15 protein-coding genes and 2 tRNA genes are annotated in these 18,640 nt (G+C 71.2%); 5 read left to right on the top strand and 12 right to left on the bottom strand.

All coding sequences use genetic code 11. The annotated features are described in order from the left end of the window. Positions 1–85: 85 nt before the first annotated feature. On the top strand, positions 86–1,036 hold the full coding sequence (locus DRB96_RS02495) for a hypothetical protein (RefSeq protein WP_112446557.1): 951 nt from the start codon (positions 86–88) through the stop codon (positions 1,034–1,036). A 78-nt stretch (positions 1,037–1,114) separates the two neighbouring features. Here DRB96_RS02495 and clpX read toward each other — a convergent pair whose 3' ends face one another. The 5 genes from clpX to DRB96_RS02470 all read right to left on the bottom strand — a co-directional run bounded on the left by clpX (position 1,115) and on the right by DRB96_RS02470 (position 5,953). Beyond that, positions 1,115–2,401, bottom strand: a complete 1,287-nt coding sequence (gene clpX / locus DRB96_RS02490) for an ATP-dependent Clp protease ATP-binding subunit ClpX (RefSeq protein ID WP_112446556.1) — start codon at positions 2,399–2,401, stop codon at positions 1,115–1,117. A gap of 153 nt (positions 2,402–2,554) precedes the next feature. Further along, positions 2,555–3,226, bottom strand: a complete 672-nt coding sequence (locus DRB96_RS02485; RefSeq protein WP_112446555.1) for an ATP-dependent Clp protease proteolytic subunit — start codon at positions 3,224–3,226, stop codon at positions 2,555–2,557. 86 nt (positions 3,227–3,312) lie between these two features. Then, a complete protein-coding gene (locus tag DRB96_RS02480; RefSeq protein ID WP_112446554.1) occupies positions 3,313–3,930 on the bottom strand; it encodes an ATP-dependent Clp protease proteolytic subunit in 618 nt (205 codons plus the stop codon). Between the two features lie 299 nt (positions 3,931–4,229). Next, a complete protein-coding gene (gene tig / locus DRB96_RS02475) occupies positions 4,230–5,633 on the bottom strand; it encodes a trigger factor (RefSeq protein ID WP_112446553.1) in 1,404 nt (467 codons plus the stop codon). Positions 5,634–5,876: 243 nt separating this feature from the next. Continuing rightward, positions 5,877–5,953, bottom strand: a tRNA-Pro gene (locus tag DRB96_RS02470). Positions 5,954–6,120: 167 nt separating this feature from the next. Between DRB96_RS02470 and DRB96_RS02465 the strand changes: the two genes are divergently transcribed. Together DRB96_RS02465 and DRB96_RS02460 are read left to right on the top strand one after the other, a co-directional pair. Further along, positions 6,121–6,191 (top strand) — tRNA-Gly (locus tag DRB96_RS02465). Positions 6,192–6,651: 460 nt separating this feature from the next. Beyond that, the gene (locus DRB96_RS02460) at positions 6,652–6,843 is read left to right on the top strand and encodes a DUF1059 domain-containing protein (protein WP_112446552.1); all 192 of its coding nucleotides are present in this window, start codon (positions 6,652–6,654) and stop codon (positions 6,841–6,843) included. Positions 6,844–7,190: 347 nt separating this feature from the next. Here the strand turns inward: DRB96_RS02460 and DRB96_RS02455 are convergent, their stop codons facing one another. From DRB96_RS02455 to DRB96_RS02445, 3 genes are all read right to left on the bottom strand, one after another. Continuing rightward, entirely contained in the window at positions 7,191–7,385 is a 195-nt protein-coding gene (locus tag DRB96_RS02455) for a hypothetical protein (RefSeq protein ID WP_112446551.1), read from the bottom strand. 130 nt (positions 7,386–7,515) lie between these two features. Continuing rightward, positions 7,516–7,971 (bottom strand): HD domain-containing protein, encoded by a 456-nt coding sequence (locus DRB96_RS02450; protein WP_112446550.1) that lies wholly within the window; start codon positions 7,969–7,971, stop codon positions 7,516–7,518. Beyond that, positions 7,968–9,365, bottom strand: coding sequence for a pyridoxal-dependent decarboxylase (locus DRB96_RS02445; RefSeq protein WP_112453163.1), 1,398 nt, complete (start codon positions 9,363–9,365; stop codon positions 7,968–7,970). The genes DRB96_RS02450 and DRB96_RS02445 overlap by 4 nt, the downstream gene beginning before the upstream one ends. A gap of 282 nt (positions 9,366–9,647) precedes the next feature. Here DRB96_RS02445 and pcrA point away from each other — a divergent pair, with 282 nt between their 5' ends. Further along, positions 9,648–12,194: a DNA helicase PcrA gene (gene pcrA / locus DRB96_RS02440; protein ID WP_112446549.1), complete on the top strand. Its 2,547-nt coding sequence runs from the start codon at positions 9,648–9,650 to the stop codon at positions 12,192–12,194. 18 nt (positions 12,195–12,212) lie between these two features. Here pcrA and DRB96_RS02435 read toward each other — a convergent pair whose 3' ends face one another. Both DRB96_RS02435 and DRB96_RS02430 read right to left on the bottom strand, forming a co-directional pair. Beyond that, positions 12,213–13,847: a M23 family metallopeptidase gene (locus DRB96_RS02435; RefSeq protein WP_112446548.1), complete on the bottom strand. Its 1,635-nt coding sequence runs from the start codon at positions 13,845–13,847 to the stop codon at positions 12,213–12,215. 89 nt (positions 13,848–13,936) lie between these two features. Further along, positions 13,937–14,707, bottom strand: coding sequence for an alpha/beta fold hydrolase (locus DRB96_RS02430; RefSeq protein ID WP_239516065.1), 771 nt, complete (start codon positions 14,705–14,707; stop codon positions 13,937–13,939). A 174-nt stretch (positions 14,708–14,881) separates the two neighbouring features. On the opposite strand from DRB96_RS02430, the gene DRB96_RS02425 reads away from it, so the two are divergent. After that, on the top strand, positions 14,882–15,289 hold the full coding sequence (locus tag DRB96_RS02425) for a cobalamin B12-binding domain-containing protein (RefSeq protein WP_112446547.1): 408 nt from the start codon (positions 14,882–14,884) through the stop codon (positions 15,287–15,289). A 66-nt stretch (positions 15,290–15,355) separates the two neighbouring features. Here the strand turns inward: DRB96_RS02425 and DRB96_RS02420 are convergent, their stop codons facing one another. Beyond that, complete coding sequence (locus DRB96_RS02420) at positions 15,356–16,948, bottom strand: DUF5691 domain-containing protein (protein ID WP_112446546.1); 1,593 nt, start codon at positions 16,946–16,948, stop codon at positions 15,356–15,358. A gap of 252 nt (positions 16,949–17,200) precedes the next feature. Continuing rightward, the gene (locus DRB96_RS02415) at positions 17,201–18,574 is read right to left on the bottom strand and encodes an SWIM zinc finger family protein (RefSeq protein WP_112446545.1); all 1,374 of its coding nucleotides are present in this window, start codon (positions 18,572–18,574) and stop codon (positions 17,201–17,203) included. Positions 18,575–18,640 lie beyond the last annotated feature (66 nt).

Raw genomic sequence — 18,640 nt, 5'->3', positions numbered from 1 at the left:
TTTCCCAGGACCCGGCGCCCTTCGCGGCGCCGCCTTCCGCCAGGATGTGTGGGACGCATAAAGCAACCTCATGGGGGGACGCGGGATGAGCTACAACCAGCCGGGGCCATATGGAGGCCAGCAGCCGCAGCAGCCCGGGCCTTACGGGCAGCAGCCGCAGCAGCCGCCGGGGCAGCCTGGGCAGCCGGGGCCCTACGGGCAGCAGCCCGGGCCGTACGGCCAGCAGCCCGGCGCGCAGCCCGGCTACGGGTACCCGCAGCAGGCCCCTCAGGGAGTGCCGCAGCAGGGCTACCCGCAGCAGCAGCCCCCGTACGGCGGCTACCAGCAGCCTGCCCCGTACGGCGGCACGCCCCCGAAGAAGTCCAAGGCCGGCGTGATCATCGCCGTGGTCCTGGCGGTCGCCGTGATCGGCGGCGCCGGCTGGTACTTCACGGCGGGCGGCGGCGCGGGCGCCTCGATCTCGGCCGACACCAAGGGCTACAAGCTGGTGGCTCCGGCGACGGTGGACGACTTCAAGAAGGACCCGAAGTACAAGGACCCCGATTTCAGCGACAAGGACAAGAAGGAAGCCGAAGGGGTCGGCATCAAGAACCCCACCCAGGTGGGCATGAACTACCAGGCCGGTGACCCGAAGAACCCGCTGACCACCAAGGGCCTGAACTTCTCGGGGCTCTACGGCGACGTCACCGACCCGGAGAAGTCCGTGGACGCGTACTTCGCCATGGCCAAGCTCAACGCGGCCAAGGACGGTTCCACGAAGGTGGAGTTGGTCGGAAGCCCCCAGGCGAAGACCCCGGCGGGCTTCAAGGGCGCGGTGCTGAAGTGCCAGGAGATGAAGCTCATCTCCACGAGCACCACGGAGAAGGGGCCGAAGGAGTTCACCGTGCCGATCTGCGTGTGGGGTGACTACAGCACCCTCAGCATGGTCGGCGCCACCGACGTGGCGTCGATCCTGGCCGGCAAGCCGGGCTACACCCTGGACCAGACCGCGGAGCTCGCCGCGAAGCTCTACAACACCGCCCGCGTCAAGAAGTAGCGGGGACGGACGGCACGGCCACACACGCAGAAGGGGCGCCCCAGTCGGGGGCGCCCCTTCTGCGTGTGTTCCGGCGTACTACGCCGACTTCTCGTGCGGGCCCTGGTCCTTCGGGACGATCCGCGGGACCAGCGTCGGGTTGACGTTGGAGCGGACGACATCGGCGCTGATGACCACGCGGGCCACGTCCTTGCGGGACGGGACCTCGTACATCACCGACATCAGGACCTCTTCCATGATGGCGCGCAGGCCTCGCGCGCCGGTCTGGCGGAGGATCGCCTGGTCCGCGATGGCTTCCAGCGCCTCGCGCTCGAAGTCCAGCTCCACACCGTCGAGTTCGAACAGCCGCTGGTACTGCTTCACCAGGGCGTTGCGCGGCTCGATGAGGATCTGGAGCAGGGCCTCGCGGTCCAGGTTGTGGACCGAGGTGATGACCGGGAGACGGCCGATGAACTCGGGGATCATCCCGAACTTCACCAGGTCCTCCGGCATGACCTCCTGGAACTGGTTGCTCGCCTCGATCTCGCGCTTCGAGCGGATCGTCGCCCCGAAGCCGATGCCCTTGGCGCCGGCGCGGGACTCGATGATCCGCTCCAGGCCGGAGAAGGCGCCGCCCACGATGAACAGCACGTTCGTCGTGTCGATCTGGATGAATTCCTGGTGCGGGTGCTTGCGGCCGCCCTGCGGCGGTACGGAAGCGGTCGTGCCTTCCAGGATCTTCAGGAGGGCCTGCTGCACGCCCTCACCGCTCACGTCGCGCGTGATCGACGGGTTCTCGCTCTTGCGGGCGACCTTGTCGATCTCGTCGATGTAGATGATCCCGGTCTCGGCCTTCTTGACGTCGTAGTCCGCCGCCTGGATCAGCTTGAGCAGGATGTTCTCGACGTCCTCGCCGACGTACCCGGCCTCCGTCAGCGCCGTCGCGTCGGCGATGGCGAACGGAACGTTGAGCATGCGGGCGAGCGTCTGGGCCAGCAGCGTCTTGCCCGAGCCCGTGGGGCCCAGCAGGAGGATGTTGGACTTCGCGAGCTCGATCGCGTCGTCCCGGCCCGTCCCGCCGCCGTTCTCGCCGGCCTGGACGCGCTTGTAGTGGTTGTACACAGCGACGGAGAGCGCCTTCTTCGCCGGCTCCTGGCCGACGACGTAGCTCTCCAGGAACTCGTAGATCTCACGGGGCTTGGGAAGTTCTTCCCAGCGAACCTCGGAAGTCTCCGCGAGCTCCTCTTCGATGATCTCGTTGCAGAGGTCGATGCACTCGTCGCAGATGTACACACCGGGTCCCGCGATGAGCTTCTTCACCTGCTTCTGGCTCTTTCCGCAGAACGAGCACTTGAGCAGGTCGCCGCCGTCACCGATGCGTGCCACGAGGTGCTTCCCCTTCGCCTGGGAGACGCCTGGTTCAGCGCTCCTGGTGCCTCATATCCGACGGTACCTTGCCGGGGGCCCCGTGCGGGGCCCCCTTGACGTGGTTCACATCGCCCAATCCGGCGACGTGCCCACGCCAACAGTCGGCAAGGATCAGTGCGAAGTCTTGCGGGTGGCGACGACCTGGTCGATCAGGCCGTACGCCAGCGCGTCCTGCGCCGTCAGGATCTTGTCGCGCTCGATGTCGTCGCGGATCTTCTCGATCGGCGTCGAGGAGTGCTTGGCCAGCATGTTCTCGAGCTGGTCGCGCATGCGCAGGATCTCGTTGGCCGCGATCTCCAGGTCGGAGAGCTGCTCGCGGCCGGTGCCACCCGAGGGCTGGTGGATCAGCACGCGGGCGTTCGGCAGCGCCATGCGCTTGCCGGGGGCGCCGGCGGCCAGCAGGACGGCGGCGGCGGAGGCCGCCTGGCCCATGCAGACCGTCGAGATGTCCGGCTTCACGAACTGCATCGTGTCGTAGATCGCCGTCAGCGCGGTGAAGGAGCCGCCGGGGCTGTTGATGTAGAGGTAGATGTCGCGGTCCGGGTCCATCGACTCCAGGCACAGCAGCTGCGCCATGACGTCGTTGGCGGAGGCGTCGTCGATCTGCACGCCGAGGAAGATGATGCGCTCCTCGAAGAGCTTCGCGTACGGGTCGTACTCGCGCACGCCCTGCGAGGTGCGCTCGACGAAGCGCGGCACGACGTAGCGGTTGTCCACCGGCGCGCCGGTGTAGAGGCCGCTCGCGGGAGAAAGGTTGTTCAGGTGCATCTGGGTGTTCACCATCCTGGTGGCGTTCTGCGGGCTGAGGCTTGCCTGGTGCGGGCGGGCGTACGAGCTCCCGAGCGGGATCTCGCGCGCCGGGGCCGGGATCAGGCCCCGGTGCCACCGCCACCCGGGACCAGCGACGCGGCGGAGATGATCTCGTCGATGAGGCCGTAAGCCTTGGCCTCTTCCGCCGTGTACCAGCGGTCGCGGTCGCCGTCGCGGATGATCGTCTCCACGCTCTGGCCGGAGTGGTGGGCCGTGATCTCAGCCATGCGCTGCTTCGTGCGCAGCAGGTACTGGGCCTGGATCTTGATGTCCGAGGCGGTGCCACCGATGCCGGCGGAGCCCTGGTGCATCAGGATGTCGGTGTTCGGGAGCGAGAAGCGCTTGCCCGCGGTGCCGCCGGTGAGCAGGAACTGGCCCATCGAGGCCGCCATGCCCATACCGATGGTGACGACGTCGTTCGGGATGTACTGCATGGTGTCGTAGACCGCCATGCCGGCCGTCACCGAGCCACCGGGGCTGTTGATGTACAGGTAGATGTCCTTCTCCGGCTCGGCGGCCAGGAGGAGGAGCTGGGCGGTGATCTTGTTGGCGATGTCGTCGTCGACCTGCTGGCCGAGGAAGATGATGCGCTCGCCGAGCAGCCGGTTGTAGACATGGTCGCCGAGGCCGCCACCGATGGACGGCTCACCCGCGGCGTAAGGCTTCAGATTCGTCACGTATCCACCTGCTCGTCTCCGACGGCCATGTGCCGTCTCAGCGTCTCGTTCTGGGGCTCGGACCAACCGGTGCGGACGATGCCCGCCGGCGTCGGGTACTCCCGTGCCCTCGTATTCATGGACCCTAACGCGCAGGTAGGACAACGCCATCCCGCTTCCCGAACTGTTCGCTCGGAGCGCAAGGTCCCGGACCCTTCCCGGAGGTCCCTCAACGGGCAAAGCCGAAGGGCCCGGACGCGACGGCGTACGGGCCCTTCGGGCCATGCTCGGGTACTGCTCCGCGGGGGTTGACCCGGGTGTTACTTGGCCTCGTCGGCGGCGATCTCGCCGTCGGCCTCGACCACGTTCTCGACGGTCTCGGCGGCCTGCTCGACCGCGTTCTCGTCGTCCTCGTCGTCAGAGAGGTCGACGACCTCACCGTTGGTGTCGGTCACCTTGGCGACCTCGACGACGGCCGCGAGGGCCTTGCCGCGGGCGACCTCGCCGACGAGCATCGGAACCTGGCCGCCCTCGACGACGGCCTGGGCGAACTGGTCGGGGGACATGCCGGAGGAGGCAGCACGCCGCATGAGGTGCTCGGTGAGCTCCTCCTGGTTGACGTTCAGCTTCTCCTTGTTGACGAGCTCGTCGAGGACGAACTGCGTCTTGATGCCCTTGATCGCCTGCTCGGCGGTCTCGGCGTCGAACTCCTCGACCGTCTTGCCCTGGATCTCGAGGTACTTCTCGATGGAGAGACCCATCTGGCCGAGCTGGTGGTGCTCGAGGTTGTGCTTGCGGGTCTGGACCTCGTCCGCGAGGAGCTTCTCGGGGATCGGGACCTCGATGAGCTCCAGCAGCTTCTCCAGGACGCGCTCCTGGGCCTGCGTGGCCTGGTCGTACTGCTTCATGTTCTCGAGGCGCTTGCGGCTGTCGGCCTTCAGCTCCTCGAGGGTGTCGAACTCGCTGGCCATGCCGGCGAACTCGTCGTCCAGCTCCGGCAGCTCACGGGCGGAGACCTTGGTGACCTTGACGGTGACCTCGGCGTCCTGGCCCTCGGCGGAGCCGCCCTTCAGCTGGGAGGTGAAGGTGGCCTCGCCACCGGCCTCCAGGCCCTTGACGGCCTCGTCGATGCCTTCGAGCAGCTCGCCCGAGCCGATGGTGTAGGAGACGTCCTGGGCGACACCGTCCTCCAGCACCTCGCCGGCGACCTTGGCCTCGAGGTCGATCGTGACGACGTCGCCGTCCTGGGCGGCGCGCTCGACGTCCTTGGTGGACGCGAAGCGGCCGCGCAGCTGCTCGACCGACTTCTCGACGTCCTCGTCGGAGACCTCGATGGCGTCCACGGTGACCTCGATGCCGGAGTAGTCCGGGATCTCGATCGCGGGACGGATGTCGACCTCGGCGGTGAAGGCCAGCAGCTCGCCGTCCTTCAGCTCCGTGATGTCGACGTCGGGCTGGCCCAGCGGGTTCAGGTCGGCCTCGTTGACGGCCTCGGTGTAGAACTTCGGGAGGGCGTCGTTGACGGCCTCCTCCAGCACCGCACCGCGGCCGAAGCGCTGGTCGATGACGCGGGCCGGGATCTTGCCCTTGCGGAAGCCCTTCACCGTGACCTGCTGGTTGATCTTCTTGTAGGCCGCGTCGAGGCTGTCCTTGAGCTCCTCGAAGGGCACCTCAACAGTGAGCCGAACCCGAGTCGGGTTCAGGGTCTCCACGGCGCTCTTCACGGTTCGGTCTCCTTGTGGCTGACTGCGGGGGTCTCTGCTGTCGCCGCGACTCAGCGGTTTTCAGCGGATCGGGCCCGGTACATCAGACACACGGGCACGCAGCTTGCATAGTAGCCGCAAGCGGCAATCAGCCCACAACGCGATCATCGATGCGGTCTCGATGAGGGTGCGCGCGGCCGGGCGGAAGCCGTGGGGAAGGGGAGGCGCCGAGGGGAGACACAGCCCCCTCCGGGCGCTTCCTGCTGGTCGGGGTGGCCGGATTCGAACCGACGACCTTCCGCTCCCAAAGCGGACGCGCTACCAAGCTGCGCCACACCCCGTCGGTGCGACACGTAGGGTACATGCCCGAAGACCCTCCGCCGTGCGGAGTTTCGGCGAAAGCGCCACCACTCGCGCACCCGGGCCCGAAATGCGGTGTGCGATCCGCCGCCCCGACCCGCTAGGATGCTGTCCGTGCCGAGGTCCCAGGACCTCCGTCACACGTCATGCGGGTGTAGCTCAATGGTAGAGCACTAGTCTTCCAAACTAGCTACGCGGGTTCGATTCCCGTCACCCGCTCAGAGACACAAAGGGCCAGGTCAGAGGACATCTCCTCGACCTGGCCCTTCGTCGTTCCCAGGGCTGCGCCACGGTGGTGGGCCCGGTGCTGGCGCCGAGCTTGTCGGCACACCAGCGCCGCACGAGGGGCGTCGTGACGGTCAGGGTGGACCCGCGTACGCGATCTACGCGGGAGAACCTCCTACGGCCCCTGATCACGCTCGACCCCGAACCGGGCAGGACACCGGCCAGAGCCGCTCCGCTGACCGCGTGGCTTGCTGACGGGCCCGAGGTGGTGCGGCCGGCCGGGTTTGGGGTGTAGGGGAGGCCACGCATTGACCAGGCTGCCCCCAGAGCGCGTCCCGGGTCCGCAGGGAGGATCGTGGAAGGAGGCCCCTAAACGCGCCTGCGTCCGCCCTCGCGCCGGGCACCACTCGGACGGCGACGTCGGCAGCCGCACCACCAATCCGGGAGGCACACCATGCGTAAGGTCATTGACTGCAGGGACTACCCCAGCGAGGCCAAGTGCAGCCTGACCATCACGGGCGAGGAAGAAGAAGTAGTCCGGGCGGCCACCGAGCACTCCGTGTCCGTACACAGCGAGGTCGACACACCGGAGTTCCGCGCCATGCTGCGGACCATGCTGAAGGACGAGGCGCCGCAGCACGCCTGACATCCAAGGCCCGCCTCCCGGAGGCGGGGCATGCATGGTGAACTGCAAACTGCGTCCTACTCGTGCGCTGACCGGTCGCCGTGTCCTTCGCGTGCCAGGTTGGGCGGCGGCGGGCGGGGAGTAGCGGGCAACGGCAGCACGGGGGCTGGGAACGCGCAGGTCAGCGGCACCGCGGGTCAGGGTCGATGTGGGTGAGCGATCTTCCAGACTAGCTGCGCGGGTTCGGTTTCCATCACCCGCTCTGAAGTCGAAAGGGCCAGGTCAGAGGATGTTTCCTCGACTCGATCTGGCCCTTCGTCGTTCACGGGGGGCGCGGTGCTGCCGGGGCGGGCGGCGCGCTCGGGGGTTCAGAGTTTGATGCCGGCGATCGTGTCCGCTAGGGAGTTCAGGAAGCGGTTGACGTCCGGGGCGATGGAGCTGGACGCGAGGAAGAAGCCGAAGAGGACCGCGACGACCGCGGGGCCGGCCTTGAGGTGGTTACCGCGAACGAGCACCACCAGGATGATCGCCAACAGAACCACCACTGACAGAGAAATGGCCACTTCTGATCACACCTTCGGTCGTCCCCTGGTCGGCCCGGGGGACGGCCTGGCGTACCCCCACATGGACCATCCTCCCACCAACACGCCCCGGCTATCCGTCCCGTGACGAATCGGCAGTGGCCCGTTCGCGTCAGGGCGCGGCGATGCCCAGCAGCGAGCGGACATACGCGTACTTCGCGGACAGCCTGTCCCGGGTGGGCGCGTCGAGGACCGCGAGGCGGGCCGGGTCCGCGTTGTGCGCGAGGTCGGCCTCCTTGACCAGGCGGGCGCCGGGCGTGGCGAGGATGCGGGCCGTGTACCCCTCGACCGGTTCCCCGGGGCGCTTCGTGAGCGCCAGGACCATGGCCTTGACGTGCGGGGGGAGCGCGGCGGAGGCCAGCCAGTCGGGGCTGAGCGCATCGTCCTCGATCGCGTCGTGGAGCCAGGCCGCCGCCTGCTGTTCGGCGGTGCCGCCGCGGGCGCGGACGCCCTCGGCGACGGCCGCGAGGTGCTCCGCGTACGGCCGGCCGGCCTTGTCCGTCTGGCCCTCGTGCGCGGTGCGGGCCAGGGCTTCGACCTCTATGAGTGTCAGGGGCTGTTCCGTCATCCGAGCTCCTTCGCCGCCGTGCGCAAGGCCTGCGCGACCCGGCGTACATCTGCCTGGGTGGTACGCCAGTTGGAGAACGCCGCGCGCAGGGCGGGGGTTCCCGCGTACGTCGTGGGGGTGACGAAGACCTCGGACCCGGCCGCTTCGCGCAGGGCCGTCAGGCGGGCGGGGGTGGGCCGTTCGGCGAGGGTGAAGCAGACGACGTTCAGCCGGACCGGGGCGAGGACCGTGAAGGACGGTTCCGCGGCGAGCGTCTCGCCCAGCGCGCGGGCGCAGGCGATGTCCCGCTCGACGATCTCGCGGTGGCCCTCGCGGCCGTAGGCGCGCAGCGTGAACCAGGCGGCCAGGGCCCGCAGTCGGTGGGAGTTCTCGGGGGTGAGGTGGACCAGGTCGGGGTTCTCGCCGAGGGGGCCGAGGTAGGCGGCGGCGTTCTGGAAGACGCGGGCTTGCAGGTCTCGGCGGCGGGTGAACTGGACGGCGCTGTCGTAGGGGACGTTGAGCCACTTGTGCAGGTCGACGCAGACGGAGTCGGAGGCGTCGAGGCCCGCGGTGAGGTGGGCGTGTTCCGGGGAGAGCGCGGCGAAGGCGCCGAAGGCGGCGTCCGTGTGCAGCCAGAAGTCGTGGCGTTCGCGCAGGGCGGTGATGGCCCGGAGGTCGTCGAAGTCCACGGTGTTGACGGTGCCGGCGTTGGCGACGACGACGGCGGGGCGTCCGGGCGCGTCGGCGAGCGCGCGTTCCAGGGCGGCCGGGTCGACGGCCTCGCGGCCCGGGAGGGTCGGTACGGGGACCAGGGCGCGGCGGCCGAGGCCGAGGACGGAGAGGGCCTTGGCGATGGAGGAGTGCGGGGCGCCGGAGAGGACCCGGACCGGGCCGAGGGCGGCCGCGCCGTCCTCGGCCGGGGAGACGCCGAGGCGTTCGCCGAGCCATTCGCGGGCGATGGCGAGGCCGGTGGTGTTGGACATGGTGGCGCCGCTGACGAAGGTGCCGGTGTGGGCGTCGGAGAGGTGGAAGAGGTCGCGGAGCCAGGTGACGGTTTCGCGTTCGAGGTCCTGGCCGGCGCCGTCCAGGGCGGAGTTGGAGTTCTGGTCGTGGGCGGCGGTGAGCCAGTCGCCCGCCAGGGCGGCGGGGGTGGCGCCGCCGGTGACGAAGCCGAGGTAGCGGGGGCCGGCGGAGGCGGACAGGCGCGGGGCCCAGCGGGCGGCGAAGGCGGCGAGGGCCGCCTCCGTGCCGGTGCCGTGTTCGGGCAGGGCTTCGGGCTCCCGCGGCGGCCCGTCCGGGGGCGGCGGTACGACGGGACGCGCGTCCAGGGCCGCCAGGGCCGCGGCGGCCGCGTCGCGGGTGGCGTCGAGGAGGTCGGGGAGGCGGGCGAGGTCGGCGGCGAGCGTGCGGTCCATGGGCGCACGGTAGGGGCCGCCGGGCCCGGCGGCCCGGGCCAATCGCGCCCGGGTGGCCTTCGGGCCCACGCTCCGGGGCGGGAGGATGGGCGGGCAGCGTCAGGTGTGTATAAAAGACAGCCTGCCCGGTACACGGGCCGGCACCTCCTTCCGGTTGGCGGAGCACGCTAGCGGCGGAGGGAGGGGCTCGGAAGGGCCCGCGCACGGTTCGCTGGGCATATGCCGACCAATTTTCCGGGGCCGGGACCGGCTGTCGGTCCGGCCCCCTAAACTCGGAAGGCGATGAGCAGCCTCTTTGACGACAGCTTCCTGGCCGACCTCTCCCCCTCCGACGAGGTCCCGCCGCCGCCCGAGGATCACGCCGCCCCCGAGCCGGGCGCGGACGATCTCTTCGGGGGCCGGTTCGACATGGCCGACGGCAGTGGGGGGCGCGGGGACGCGTACTACCGGGACGGGGCCCCCCGGCCCGTCATCGACCCGGCCGCGCTCCTGGACGGGCTGAACACGGAGCAGCGCGCGGCCGTCGTGCACGCGGGATCACCGCTGCTCATCGTGGCCGGCGCCGGATCCGGCAAGACCCGCGTGCTGACGCACCGCATCGGGCACCTGCTGGGCGCGCGCGGGGTCCACCCCGGCCAGATCCTGGCGATCACCTTCACCAACAAGGCCGCCGGCGAGATGAAGGAGCGCGTCGAGGGCCTGGTCGGCCCGCGCGCGAACGCCATGTGGGTCTCCACCTTCCACAGCGCGTGCGTCCGCATCCTGCGCCGCGAGTCCAAGCGGCTCGGTTTCACCTCGTCGTTCTCGATCTACGACGCGGCCGACTCGAAGCGCCTGATGGCGCTCGTCTGCCGCGACCTGGACCTGGACCCGAAGAAGTTCCCGCCGAAGGCCTTCAGCGCCAAGATCTCGAACCTGAAGAACGAGCTCATCGACGAGGACGCCTTCGCCGGACAGGCCGTGGACGGCTTCGAGAAGACCCTCGCCCAGGCGTACGCGATGTACCAGGGGCGGCTGCGCGAGGCCAACGCGCTCGACTTCGACGACATCATCATGACCACGGTCCACCTGCTCCAGGCCTTCCCGGAGGTCGCCGAGCACTACCGGCGCCGCTTCCGGCACGTGTTGGTCGACGAGTACCAGGACACCAACCACGCCCAGTACACGCTCGTGCGCGAGCTGGTCGGCACGGGCTATCCGGACCTGGCGCCCGCCGAGCTGTGCGTCGTGGGCGACGCCGACCAGTCGATCTACGCCTTCCGCGGCGCGACCATCCGCAACATCCTCCAGTTCGAAGAGGACTACGCGGACGCCACCACGATCCTGCTGGAGCAGAACTACCGCTCCACGCAGACGATCCTGTCCGCCGCCAACGCGGTCATCGAGCGCAACGAGAACCGCCGCGCGAAGAACCTGTGGACCGACGCCGGCAGCGGCTCCGTGATCACCGGCTACGTCGCGGACACCGAGCACGACGAGGCGCAGTTCATCGCCGACGAGATCGACCGGCTGACGGACGCGGGCGACGCCAAGGCCGGCGACGTCGCGATCTTCTACCGGACCAACGCGCAGTCCCGCGTGTTCGAGGAGATCTTCATCCGCGTCGGACTGCCCTACAAGGTCGTCGGCGGCGTCCGGTTCTACGAGCGCAAGGAGGTCCGCGACGTCCTCGCGTACCTGCGCGTCCTGTCGAATCCCGAGGACAACGTTCCGCTGAGGCGAATTCTCAACGTGCCCAAGCGCGGCATCGGCGAGCGCGCCGAGGCGATGATCGACGCGCTGGGCATGCGCGAGAAGATCACCTTCCCGCAGGCGCTGCGCCGGGTCGACGAGGCCTTCGGCATGGCCGCCCGCTCGACCAACGCCGTCAAGCGCTTCAACGTGCTGATGGAGGAGCTCCGCACGATCGTCGATTCGGGCGCGGGCCCGGCGGTGGTGCTGGAGGCGGTCCTGGAGCGTACGGGCTACCTCGCCGAGCTCCAGGCGTCGACCGACCCGCAGGACGAGACGCGGATCGAGAACCTGCAGGAGCTGGCCGCCGTGGCGCTCGAGTTCGAGCAGGCGCGGGAGGCGGCGGCGGCCGAGGCCGCCGAGAATGGCACCCCGCCGGTGGGCCCCGGCACCCTCTCGGAGTTCCTGGAGCAGGTCGCGCTCGTCGCCGACTCCGACCAGATCCCGGACGAGGACACCGACGGCAACGGGGTCATCACCCTGATGACCCTGCACACCGCCAAGGGCCTCGAGTTCCCGGTGGTCTTCCTGACCGGCATGGAGGACGGGGTCTTCCCGCACATGCGCGCGCTGGGCCAGACCAAGGAGCTCGAGGAGGAGCGCCGCCTGGCCTACGTCGGCATCACGCGGGCGCGCGAGCGGCTGTACCTGACGCGCTCCTCGATGCGCAGCGCGTGGGGCACCCCCTCGTACAACCCGCCGTCGCGGTTCCTCGAGGAGATCCCGGCCGAGTACCTGCAGTGGAAGCGGACGGGCGCGGCGCAGAAGCCGGCGGGCCCGATGCGCAGCTCGGGGTACGGGGCATCAGGCTCGGGTGGGGCCGGGGGCGGGTCCAAGACCTCGTTCGGGACCTCGCCGGAGTCGTTCCTGTCCTCGTCCCGTGCGAAGTCGGGTCCGTCCGGGTTCGCGACGCGGCGGGCGAGCGACAAGCCGGTCATCGCGCTGGTGGTCGGGGACCGGGTCACGCACGACCAGTTCGGGCTGGGCACGGTCATGGAGGTCAGGGGAGCGGGCGCGGACGCGCAGGCCACCATCGACTTCGGGGACGAGAAGCCGAAGCGGCTGCTGCTGCGGTACGCGCCGGTGCAGAAGCTCTGACGGAGGGCGGGCGGTCGCTCAGTTCGGGTCCAGGTCGTGGCTGCGCAGCCAGGCCTGGGGGTCGACCGGAGAGCCGCCGCCCGGCCGCACCTCGAAGTGGAGGTGCGGTCCGGTGGAGTTGCCCGAGTTGCCGGAGTACGCGATCACGTCGCCGGCCTTGACCTTGCCGGACCGGATCTTGGCGCTGCTGAGGTGGCAGTACCAGGTCTCGGTGCCGTCGGGCGCGGTGAGTATCACCATGTTGCCGTAGGCGCTGTTCCACTGGCTGCGTACGGTGCCGTCGGTGGCCGCCATGACCGAAGTCCCGTAGGACACCGGGAAGTCGATGCCGGTGTGCACGGACATCCAGTTGACGCCCGCCTGGCCGAAGCCGGCGCTGAGGCCGTGCCGCGCGACGGGGACGGCGAACTTGGGGCGGGCCGCTTCCTTGGCCGCCTCCTCCTCCGCCTTCTTCTTCTTCTCCTCGTCCTGGCGCAGGCGCAGGTCGATGCGCTCCTGCGTGCGGCTCGCGCGGTCCGCGAAGTCGCCGGCGTCGGCGCTGAGGGCGGTGAGCTGCGTGTCGAGCTTGCTGTTCGCCGCGACCGGCTTGATGGACGCCGGGTCGGGGGCGGCCAGCGTGGTGGTCTCCTCGGACGGCTGGTCCGCCCCGGTGAGCCCGCCGACGGAGGCCGCGGCGACACCCGCGATGCCCATCACGCAGGCGGAGGGCACGGCCACGGTCAGCAGCGCGGAGCGCTTGGCCGGGGTGCGGCGGCGGCTGTTGGCGCCGGCGGACCTGGCGGCGGTCGCCTTGCCGCCCGCGGGCTTCGCGCCGGCCCGGCGCGAAGGACGCGGCTCGGCGGGCGCGGGGGCGGTGATGGGCATGGCCTGGGTGGGCAGGTCGTGCACCGGCGCGTCGTCGCCGGTGTGGTCGGCGTGACCGGCGTCGTCGGGGGTCACGGCCTCGAAGACCGCGGTCTCGGTGTAGGCCGGAGCCGGGTCCCCGGCCTCCGCGTACGGCTCGTACGCGGACCCGTACTCGGAGCCGTACTCGTACGTGTACTGCTGCTCCTGGGCCTGAGGCTGGGCCTGGGACTGCTGCTCGTAGCCGGTGTAGGCGTAGGTCTGCTCGGAGGAGGTGTTCCAGGCGGTGGCGTCGTAGGCGCCGGTCTCGGTGCCGTAGCCCGGGGCCGCCCACTGGCCGGTCTGCTCGGCCGAGGCGTCGTAGCCGAAGCCGGTGGGCTGGTAGTCCGTGGAGGCGCCGCCCTGCGGCGGAACCGTCGACAGATAGCCGTCGTAGCCGTCGGCGGGCTGCTGGGGGTAGCTGCTCTGCGGAGCGTTCCAGGCCGTGGCGTCGTAGGCGCCGGTGTCGTGGGACCCCGTGTCGTAGGAGCCGTACGCAGCGGCGTAGTTGTAGCCCTGACCCTGTGATTCATAGGACGCGTACGGAGAATCACCAGCGAAAGTGGTGGTGGAAAGGCCGTCGTACCCGATATCGGGGTACTGGCCCGACAAGGGGCGGTCGTTCACCAACTTCTCTTTCGCCTCGGCAGCGGGGGGCCTGGGTGGCCGAGGGTGATGAGGTCCTCGGAGGAGAGCAGTGGCGTGACTGTACCCGGCGGTTACTGGCAACGACAATCTTCGAAGGGCCTCCGGCTCGCTGGAACCGGGCATTCGGCCGCCTTTCGGTCGCCCAAAGACCCACCCTTGGCCTTGAGTTCGAAATCTGTTCGAGTGCTGGTGGGTTTTGATCCGAATTTCAGTCAGGCGACGGAAGCGGTCCCGGGGCTGGAGAGGGCGATCGGGGCGGGCCCGTCGAGCGCGCGCCGGACCGCCGCGATGACGGTGGGATGCGCGGGCAGGGCAAGGTGCCCGATGCCGGTGACCTGCACGTTCTCGGCGATCAGGTCCGGATGCTCGATGCGGGCCGTCTCGGTGGGGTCCATCAGCTCGTCGAATTCGCTCCAGAAGGCCACGTGCCGGGTCCGGCAGCCGGGCGCGGGCGCGCGCAGTGCGGCCAGCACCTCGGAATCCGGCCGCATCTGCCGGACCAGCGGGTGCGCGTCCATGAAGGGCGCGACGCGGGTGCCGGAATGCGGGGTGCCGAGCGTGACGAGCGTGCGCACGCGGGCGTCGCCGCCGAGCCGCTGGACGTAGTACCGCCCGACCAGTCCGCCCAGGCTGTGGCCCACCAGGTCCACCCGCTCCTGCCCGGTGCGCTCGCACAGCTCCTCGACGCGGCGGGCGAGGTGGCCGGCGGTGACGCGCAGATCGAGGGTGAAGGGGGAGTAGTTGTACGTCTCCACCTGCCGCAGGCCGCCCGCCCCGAGGGTGCGGCGCAGCAGCACGAAGACGGACCGGTTGTCGGTGAACCCGTGCAGCAGGAGCGCGGGCGGGCGTTCGCGGGCGGCGGAGGTACCGGCGGGCGGCCGTTCCTGCAACACTCCGGTGGGATACATCAGGAGGTGCCCGCCGAGCACGAGCGCTTCCAGCACACCGGCCCGCAGCGCGGCCCCGGACATGGTCAGCCCCATGGACGCCCCCCTCAGCATCTCGGGACCGTGGCGGCCGGCCACGCCGTGCCGTGCGGCTGTCGGCACGGAGTGGCGGCGCGTCATCCCACGTGTGATTTCCCCCTCCAGGTTGACCACGAAACGGGGGCGTGCGCGATGCTGTACTTAACGTTCGTTCACTCGGGAGGCAGTGCGATGGGTGTGACCGGTCCGATCCGTGTGGTGGTGGCCAAGCCTGGTCTCGACGGCCACGACCGGGGTGCCAAGGTGATCGCGCGGGCCCTGCGGGACGCGGGCATGGAGGTCATCTACACGGGCCTCCACCAGACCCCCGAACAGATCGTCGACACCGCGATCCAGGAGGACGCCGACGCGATCGGCCTGTCGATCCTCTCGGGCGCGCACAACACACTGTTCGCGCGCGTGCTGGAGCTCCTCGCGGAGCGCGACGCGGCGGACATCAAGGTGTTCGGCGGCGGCATCATCCCGGAGGCGGACATCGCTCCGCTCAAGGCCAAGGGCGTCGCGGAGATCTTCACCCCGGGCGCGACCACGACGGCGATCGTCGACTGGGTCCGCGCCCACGTCCGCCAGCCGGCTTAACCGGTCGCGACCGCCGGTGGGGCCGGATCATCCGGCCCCACCGGCGATCGCGGCGCGGGGTCCGGGTCAGGGACCGGGCGGTGCCAGTTCCGCGTGCATCGCCGCGCGCAGGCGCAGGGTGGCCACCATGCGCTGGAACGCCTCCGCCCAGTACGCCGCCGCGCCCCCCTCCTCCACCGGCTCCGCCGCCGCCGACTCCAGCCGGCCCGCCTCCGCCGGGTCCAGGCAGCGCTCCGCCAGGCCCATCACCCCGCTGAAGCTCCACGGGTAACCGCCGGCCTCCCGCGCGGAGTCGAGGGCCTCGACCACGGCCCGCCCCAGCGCCCCCGCCCACGGCACCACGCACACCCCGAGCAGCTGGAACGCCTCCGACAGGCCGTGGGCCCGTATGAACTCCGCGACCCAGGCCGCCCGCTCCTCCTCGCCCAGGATCGACAGGAGCTTCGCCCGCTCCGCCAGCGACGCCGTCGCCGGGCCGGCCGCGGGCGGCTCCGACGCCGAGCCGAGCAGGGCCTTCGACCAGGCGGGGTCGCGCTGGCGCACGGCTGCGCGGCACCACGCCGCGTGCAGTTCCTCCACCCAGTCCTCGCCCATCGGCAGCGCCACGATCCCCGCCGGATCGAGCCCCCCGAACCGCTCGCGCCAGCACAGGAGCGGCGCGGACTCCACCAACTGCGCCAGCCACCAGGCCCGTTCCCCCCGGCCGGCGGGCGGCCGCTCGACCACGCCGTCGCGCAGCATCCCCGCGTCGCACTCGGCCGGCGGCTTCACCCCCTCCGGGCCCACACAGGCCAGGGCCCGCTCCGCCATCCGCCCGGCCAGCGCCGATGCCGGCAGCGAGGACAGCAGCTCGGCGGCGGTCGCCCGGACACCCCGGCTGCGGTCGTCCAGCGCCGCCTCCAGGAACGGCTCGTCGCCGGCGGACAGTCCCGCCCGCAGCGAATCGAGGAACATCAGCCGGTCCTCGGCCCGCTCGGTGGCCCAGGTCGTCGCCAGCAGCCGTGGCGCGGCAGCCGCCTCGTGGGCCCGGACGACCCCGAGCAGGGCCACCCGCTCCGCGAACAGCCCCTCCTGCCAGAGCCGGTCCACCCCTGCCGCATCCGTGGCGTCGGGCAGCTCGCCGGCGGCACCGGAGCCGCCCCGCAGCGCGAACCGCCAGTCCGGATTGAGCCGGGCCAGCCACAGTCCGCGCGTCCCGGCCAGGGACAGCGCCTGCGGCCGGAGGTCGCTACGGGCCCGCGCGGCGTCCAGCAGCGCGGGGACCAGCGCGGCCGGAGCCCGGTAGCCGTGATGCCCGGCGGCGGCCAGCCACTGGGGCAGCAGCTCCGTCAGATCCGGGGCCGCTCCGCGCCGCCCGGAGCCGCCGGCGCTCGTCCGCCCGGCCAGCAGTTGCGCGAGCCGCTGCCGGGCCGCCTCCGGCGGAGCCGGGCGCGGGTCCCGCGGCGCGGGCTCGGGCCGCGGGCCCGCCTCGGCCGGCCGCAGTCCCGCCCGGCGCCGCACCGTCTGCACGGCGGCGGCCCCGAGCAGCGCCTCGGGGCTGCCCTGGCGCCGGTCGGTGCCCAGCAGCGCCGCCGCGACCAGCTCCTCCCAGTCCCCGAGGGCCTCGTCGGCCGAGGTCCGATCCGCCGAGGTCCGATCCGTCTTCGTCGCCGTGTTCATCGCGTCCCCTCCCTCTCCCTCGTCGTGCTCTTCCGCTCTTCTGCTCTTCGTGCTTCTGCTCTTCGTGTCCGTGCTCCGGTCCCGCCCCCTCCGCGGGACCGGAGCAGCTCGCGTTTCCCCCGAGGCCGCTGGTCGTGCGGCCGCGGTCGTGCAGCTCTCAACTGGCGTGGTTGTCGTCCACAAAAGCCCCCCGGCCTCGTAGTTCGAGCACGCCGGCGCCCCCGCGCCGTCGCTTCTTCCCCCCGCACCCGCTCAGGCCAGCGCCACCGGCTCCGGAGAGTCCGGCTGCCAGGCCGTCAGCGGGGTGAATCCGCGGTGTCCGCACTCGCCGAACACCGTCACCGGCCCGCCCCCGGACAGCGCGGCCAGCTGCCAAAGCCCCGCCAGGGGCCGGCTCCCGGCCCCGGTCAGGGGCACGGGCAGGGCGGACGTCCCCTCCGCGTCCGCCAGTTGCCAGGCTGTTTCCCCCGCTCTTCCTCCCCCTTGTCCCCCCGGTATCGGAACCACCGCTTCGAGCACCACCGGCCAGGAATCCAGCCAGGGGTCCTCGCGCAGCGCCGCGCCGTACGCCTCGAGCGCCGCGCCCGTGCCCATGCCCTGCGGCACGGCCCCGCACGGCTCGGCCGCGGCGAACCGCTCTCCGAGGTCCGCCCGAAGCCCCGCCGAGCCGGGCCGGAAGCGGACTTCCGCATCCAGCACCAGCCCGACGGGCAGCGCCAGCCCGGGCGGTCGCCCGGGCGGGCCGAAGTCCATGACCAGGGCCGACCGCCCGCTCGCCAGCCCGCGCAGCCATATCCGGCGGGTGGTGAGCCGGCCGTCGGGAGACGCCGTGTCGTACTGGGACAGCACGAGCCAGCGGTCCCGTACGGCCTCGCCCTCCGCCCCGTTCTGCAGCCCCACCCTGCTGCGGACCGTCGCGGCCAGCGGCTCCGGCAGTCCGGACACCCCCAGCCAGGCCCGGTCCAGCAGGTGCAGCAGCGCGGCCTCCTCCAGCATCCGTGCGGGCCAGCCGGACCCGCAACTGGGTATCGTCCCCAACTCCCGCACCCGCCCGGCCAGTCCGGGCGCCTGCGCGTCGACCATCCGGGCGGCCGTCTCCTCCCAGGCGGCGTATCCCGCCTGCTCCTGGCCGGCCAGCCCGCCGCGCACCAGATCCGCGAGCCGCTGCTCCAGCTCGGTGACGCCCGCGCCGATCCGGGCCGCCCGCCGCTCCGCACGCCGGCGGGCGGCCTCCGCGTCCGCGGGCCCCTCGGCGGACCGCCCGGCCGCGGGCCGGGCGGCCTTCGCCGCCCGCTCCGTGAGCCATTCGGCCGCCCAGTCCGGAGCCCCGGCCGGATCGCCGAAACCCTCCGCCGCCCAGAGCAGCAGCAGCCCCAGCGCGTGCTTGCACGGGAACTTCCGGCTCGGGCAGGAGCACTTGTAGGCGGGACCGGCCAGATCGACGACGGTCCGGTACGGCTTGCTGCCGCTGCCCTTGCACAACCCCCACACCGCACCGGAAGCGGAACCTCCGGTCTGAGACCACGGCCCCCCTCCGCCGAGTCTGGCCCCCGCCTTGCGCGACGCGTCGTCAGGAGCCAGACCCAGTACCTGTTCCGCTGTCCAGCGAACCCCCTGCTCAGTCATGTGTTCCACCGTAAGGACCCCCACTGACAATCGCTCTGACCTGCAACAACCCATCTCCCGAGGCCC

The organism is Streptomyces sp. ICC1, from assembly GCF_003287935.1.
GTDB lineage: Bacteria > Actinomycetota > Actinomycetes > Streptomycetales > Streptomycetaceae > Streptomyces > Streptomyces tritrimontium.
This window is presented reverse-complemented; position numbering and strand designations above follow the sequence as displayed.

What these genes read in the sequence shown, in the direction of transcription:
- DRB96_RS02495 (WP_112446557.1), top strand. Translation starts at nt 86, where the DNA reads ATGAGCTACAACCAGCCGGGGCCATATGGAGGCCAGCAGCCGCAGCAG.
- DRB96_RS02485 (WP_112446555.1), bottom strand. Translation starts at nt 3,226, where the DNA reads ATGGTGAACACCCAGATGCACCTGAACAACCTTTCTCCCGCGAGCGGC.
- DRB96_RS02460 (WP_112446552.1), top strand. Translation starts at nt 6,652, where the DNA reads ATGCGTAAGGTCATTGACTGCAGGGACTACCCCAGCGAGGCCAAGTGC.
- DRB96_RS02450 (WP_112446550.1), bottom strand. Translation starts at nt 7,971, where the DNA reads ATGACGGAACAGCCCCTGACACTCATAGAGGTCGAAGCCCTGGCCCGC.
- DRB96_RS02445 (WP_112453163.1), bottom strand. Translation starts at nt 9,365, where the DNA reads ATGGACCGCACGCTCGCCGCCGACCTCGCCCGCCTCCCCGACCTCCTC.
- pcrA (WP_112446549.1), top strand. Translation starts at nt 9,648, where the DNA reads ATGAGCAGCCTCTTTGACGACAGCTTCCTGGCCGACCTCTCCCCCTCC.
- DRB96_RS02435 (WP_112446548.1), bottom strand. Translation starts at nt 13,847, where the DNA reads ATGCCCGGTTCCAGCGAGCCGGAGGCCCTTCGAAGATTGTCGTTGCCA.
- DRB96_RS02430 (WP_239516065.1), bottom strand. Translation starts at nt 14,707, where the DNA reads ATGGGGCTGACCATGTCCGGGGCCGCGCTGCGGGCCGGTGTGCTGGAA.
- DRB96_RS02425 (WP_112446547.1), top strand. Translation starts at nt 14,882, where the DNA reads ATGGGTGTGACCGGTCCGATCCGTGTGGTGGTGGCCAAGCCTGGTCTC.
- DRB96_RS02420 (WP_112446546.1), bottom strand. Translation starts at nt 16,948, where the DNA reads ATGAACACGGCGACGAAGACGGATCGGACCTCGGCGGATCGGACCTCG.
- DRB96_RS02415 (WP_112446545.1), bottom strand. Translation starts at nt 18,574, where the DNA reads ATGACTGAGCAGGGGGTTCGCTGGACAGCGGAACAGGTACTGGGTCTG.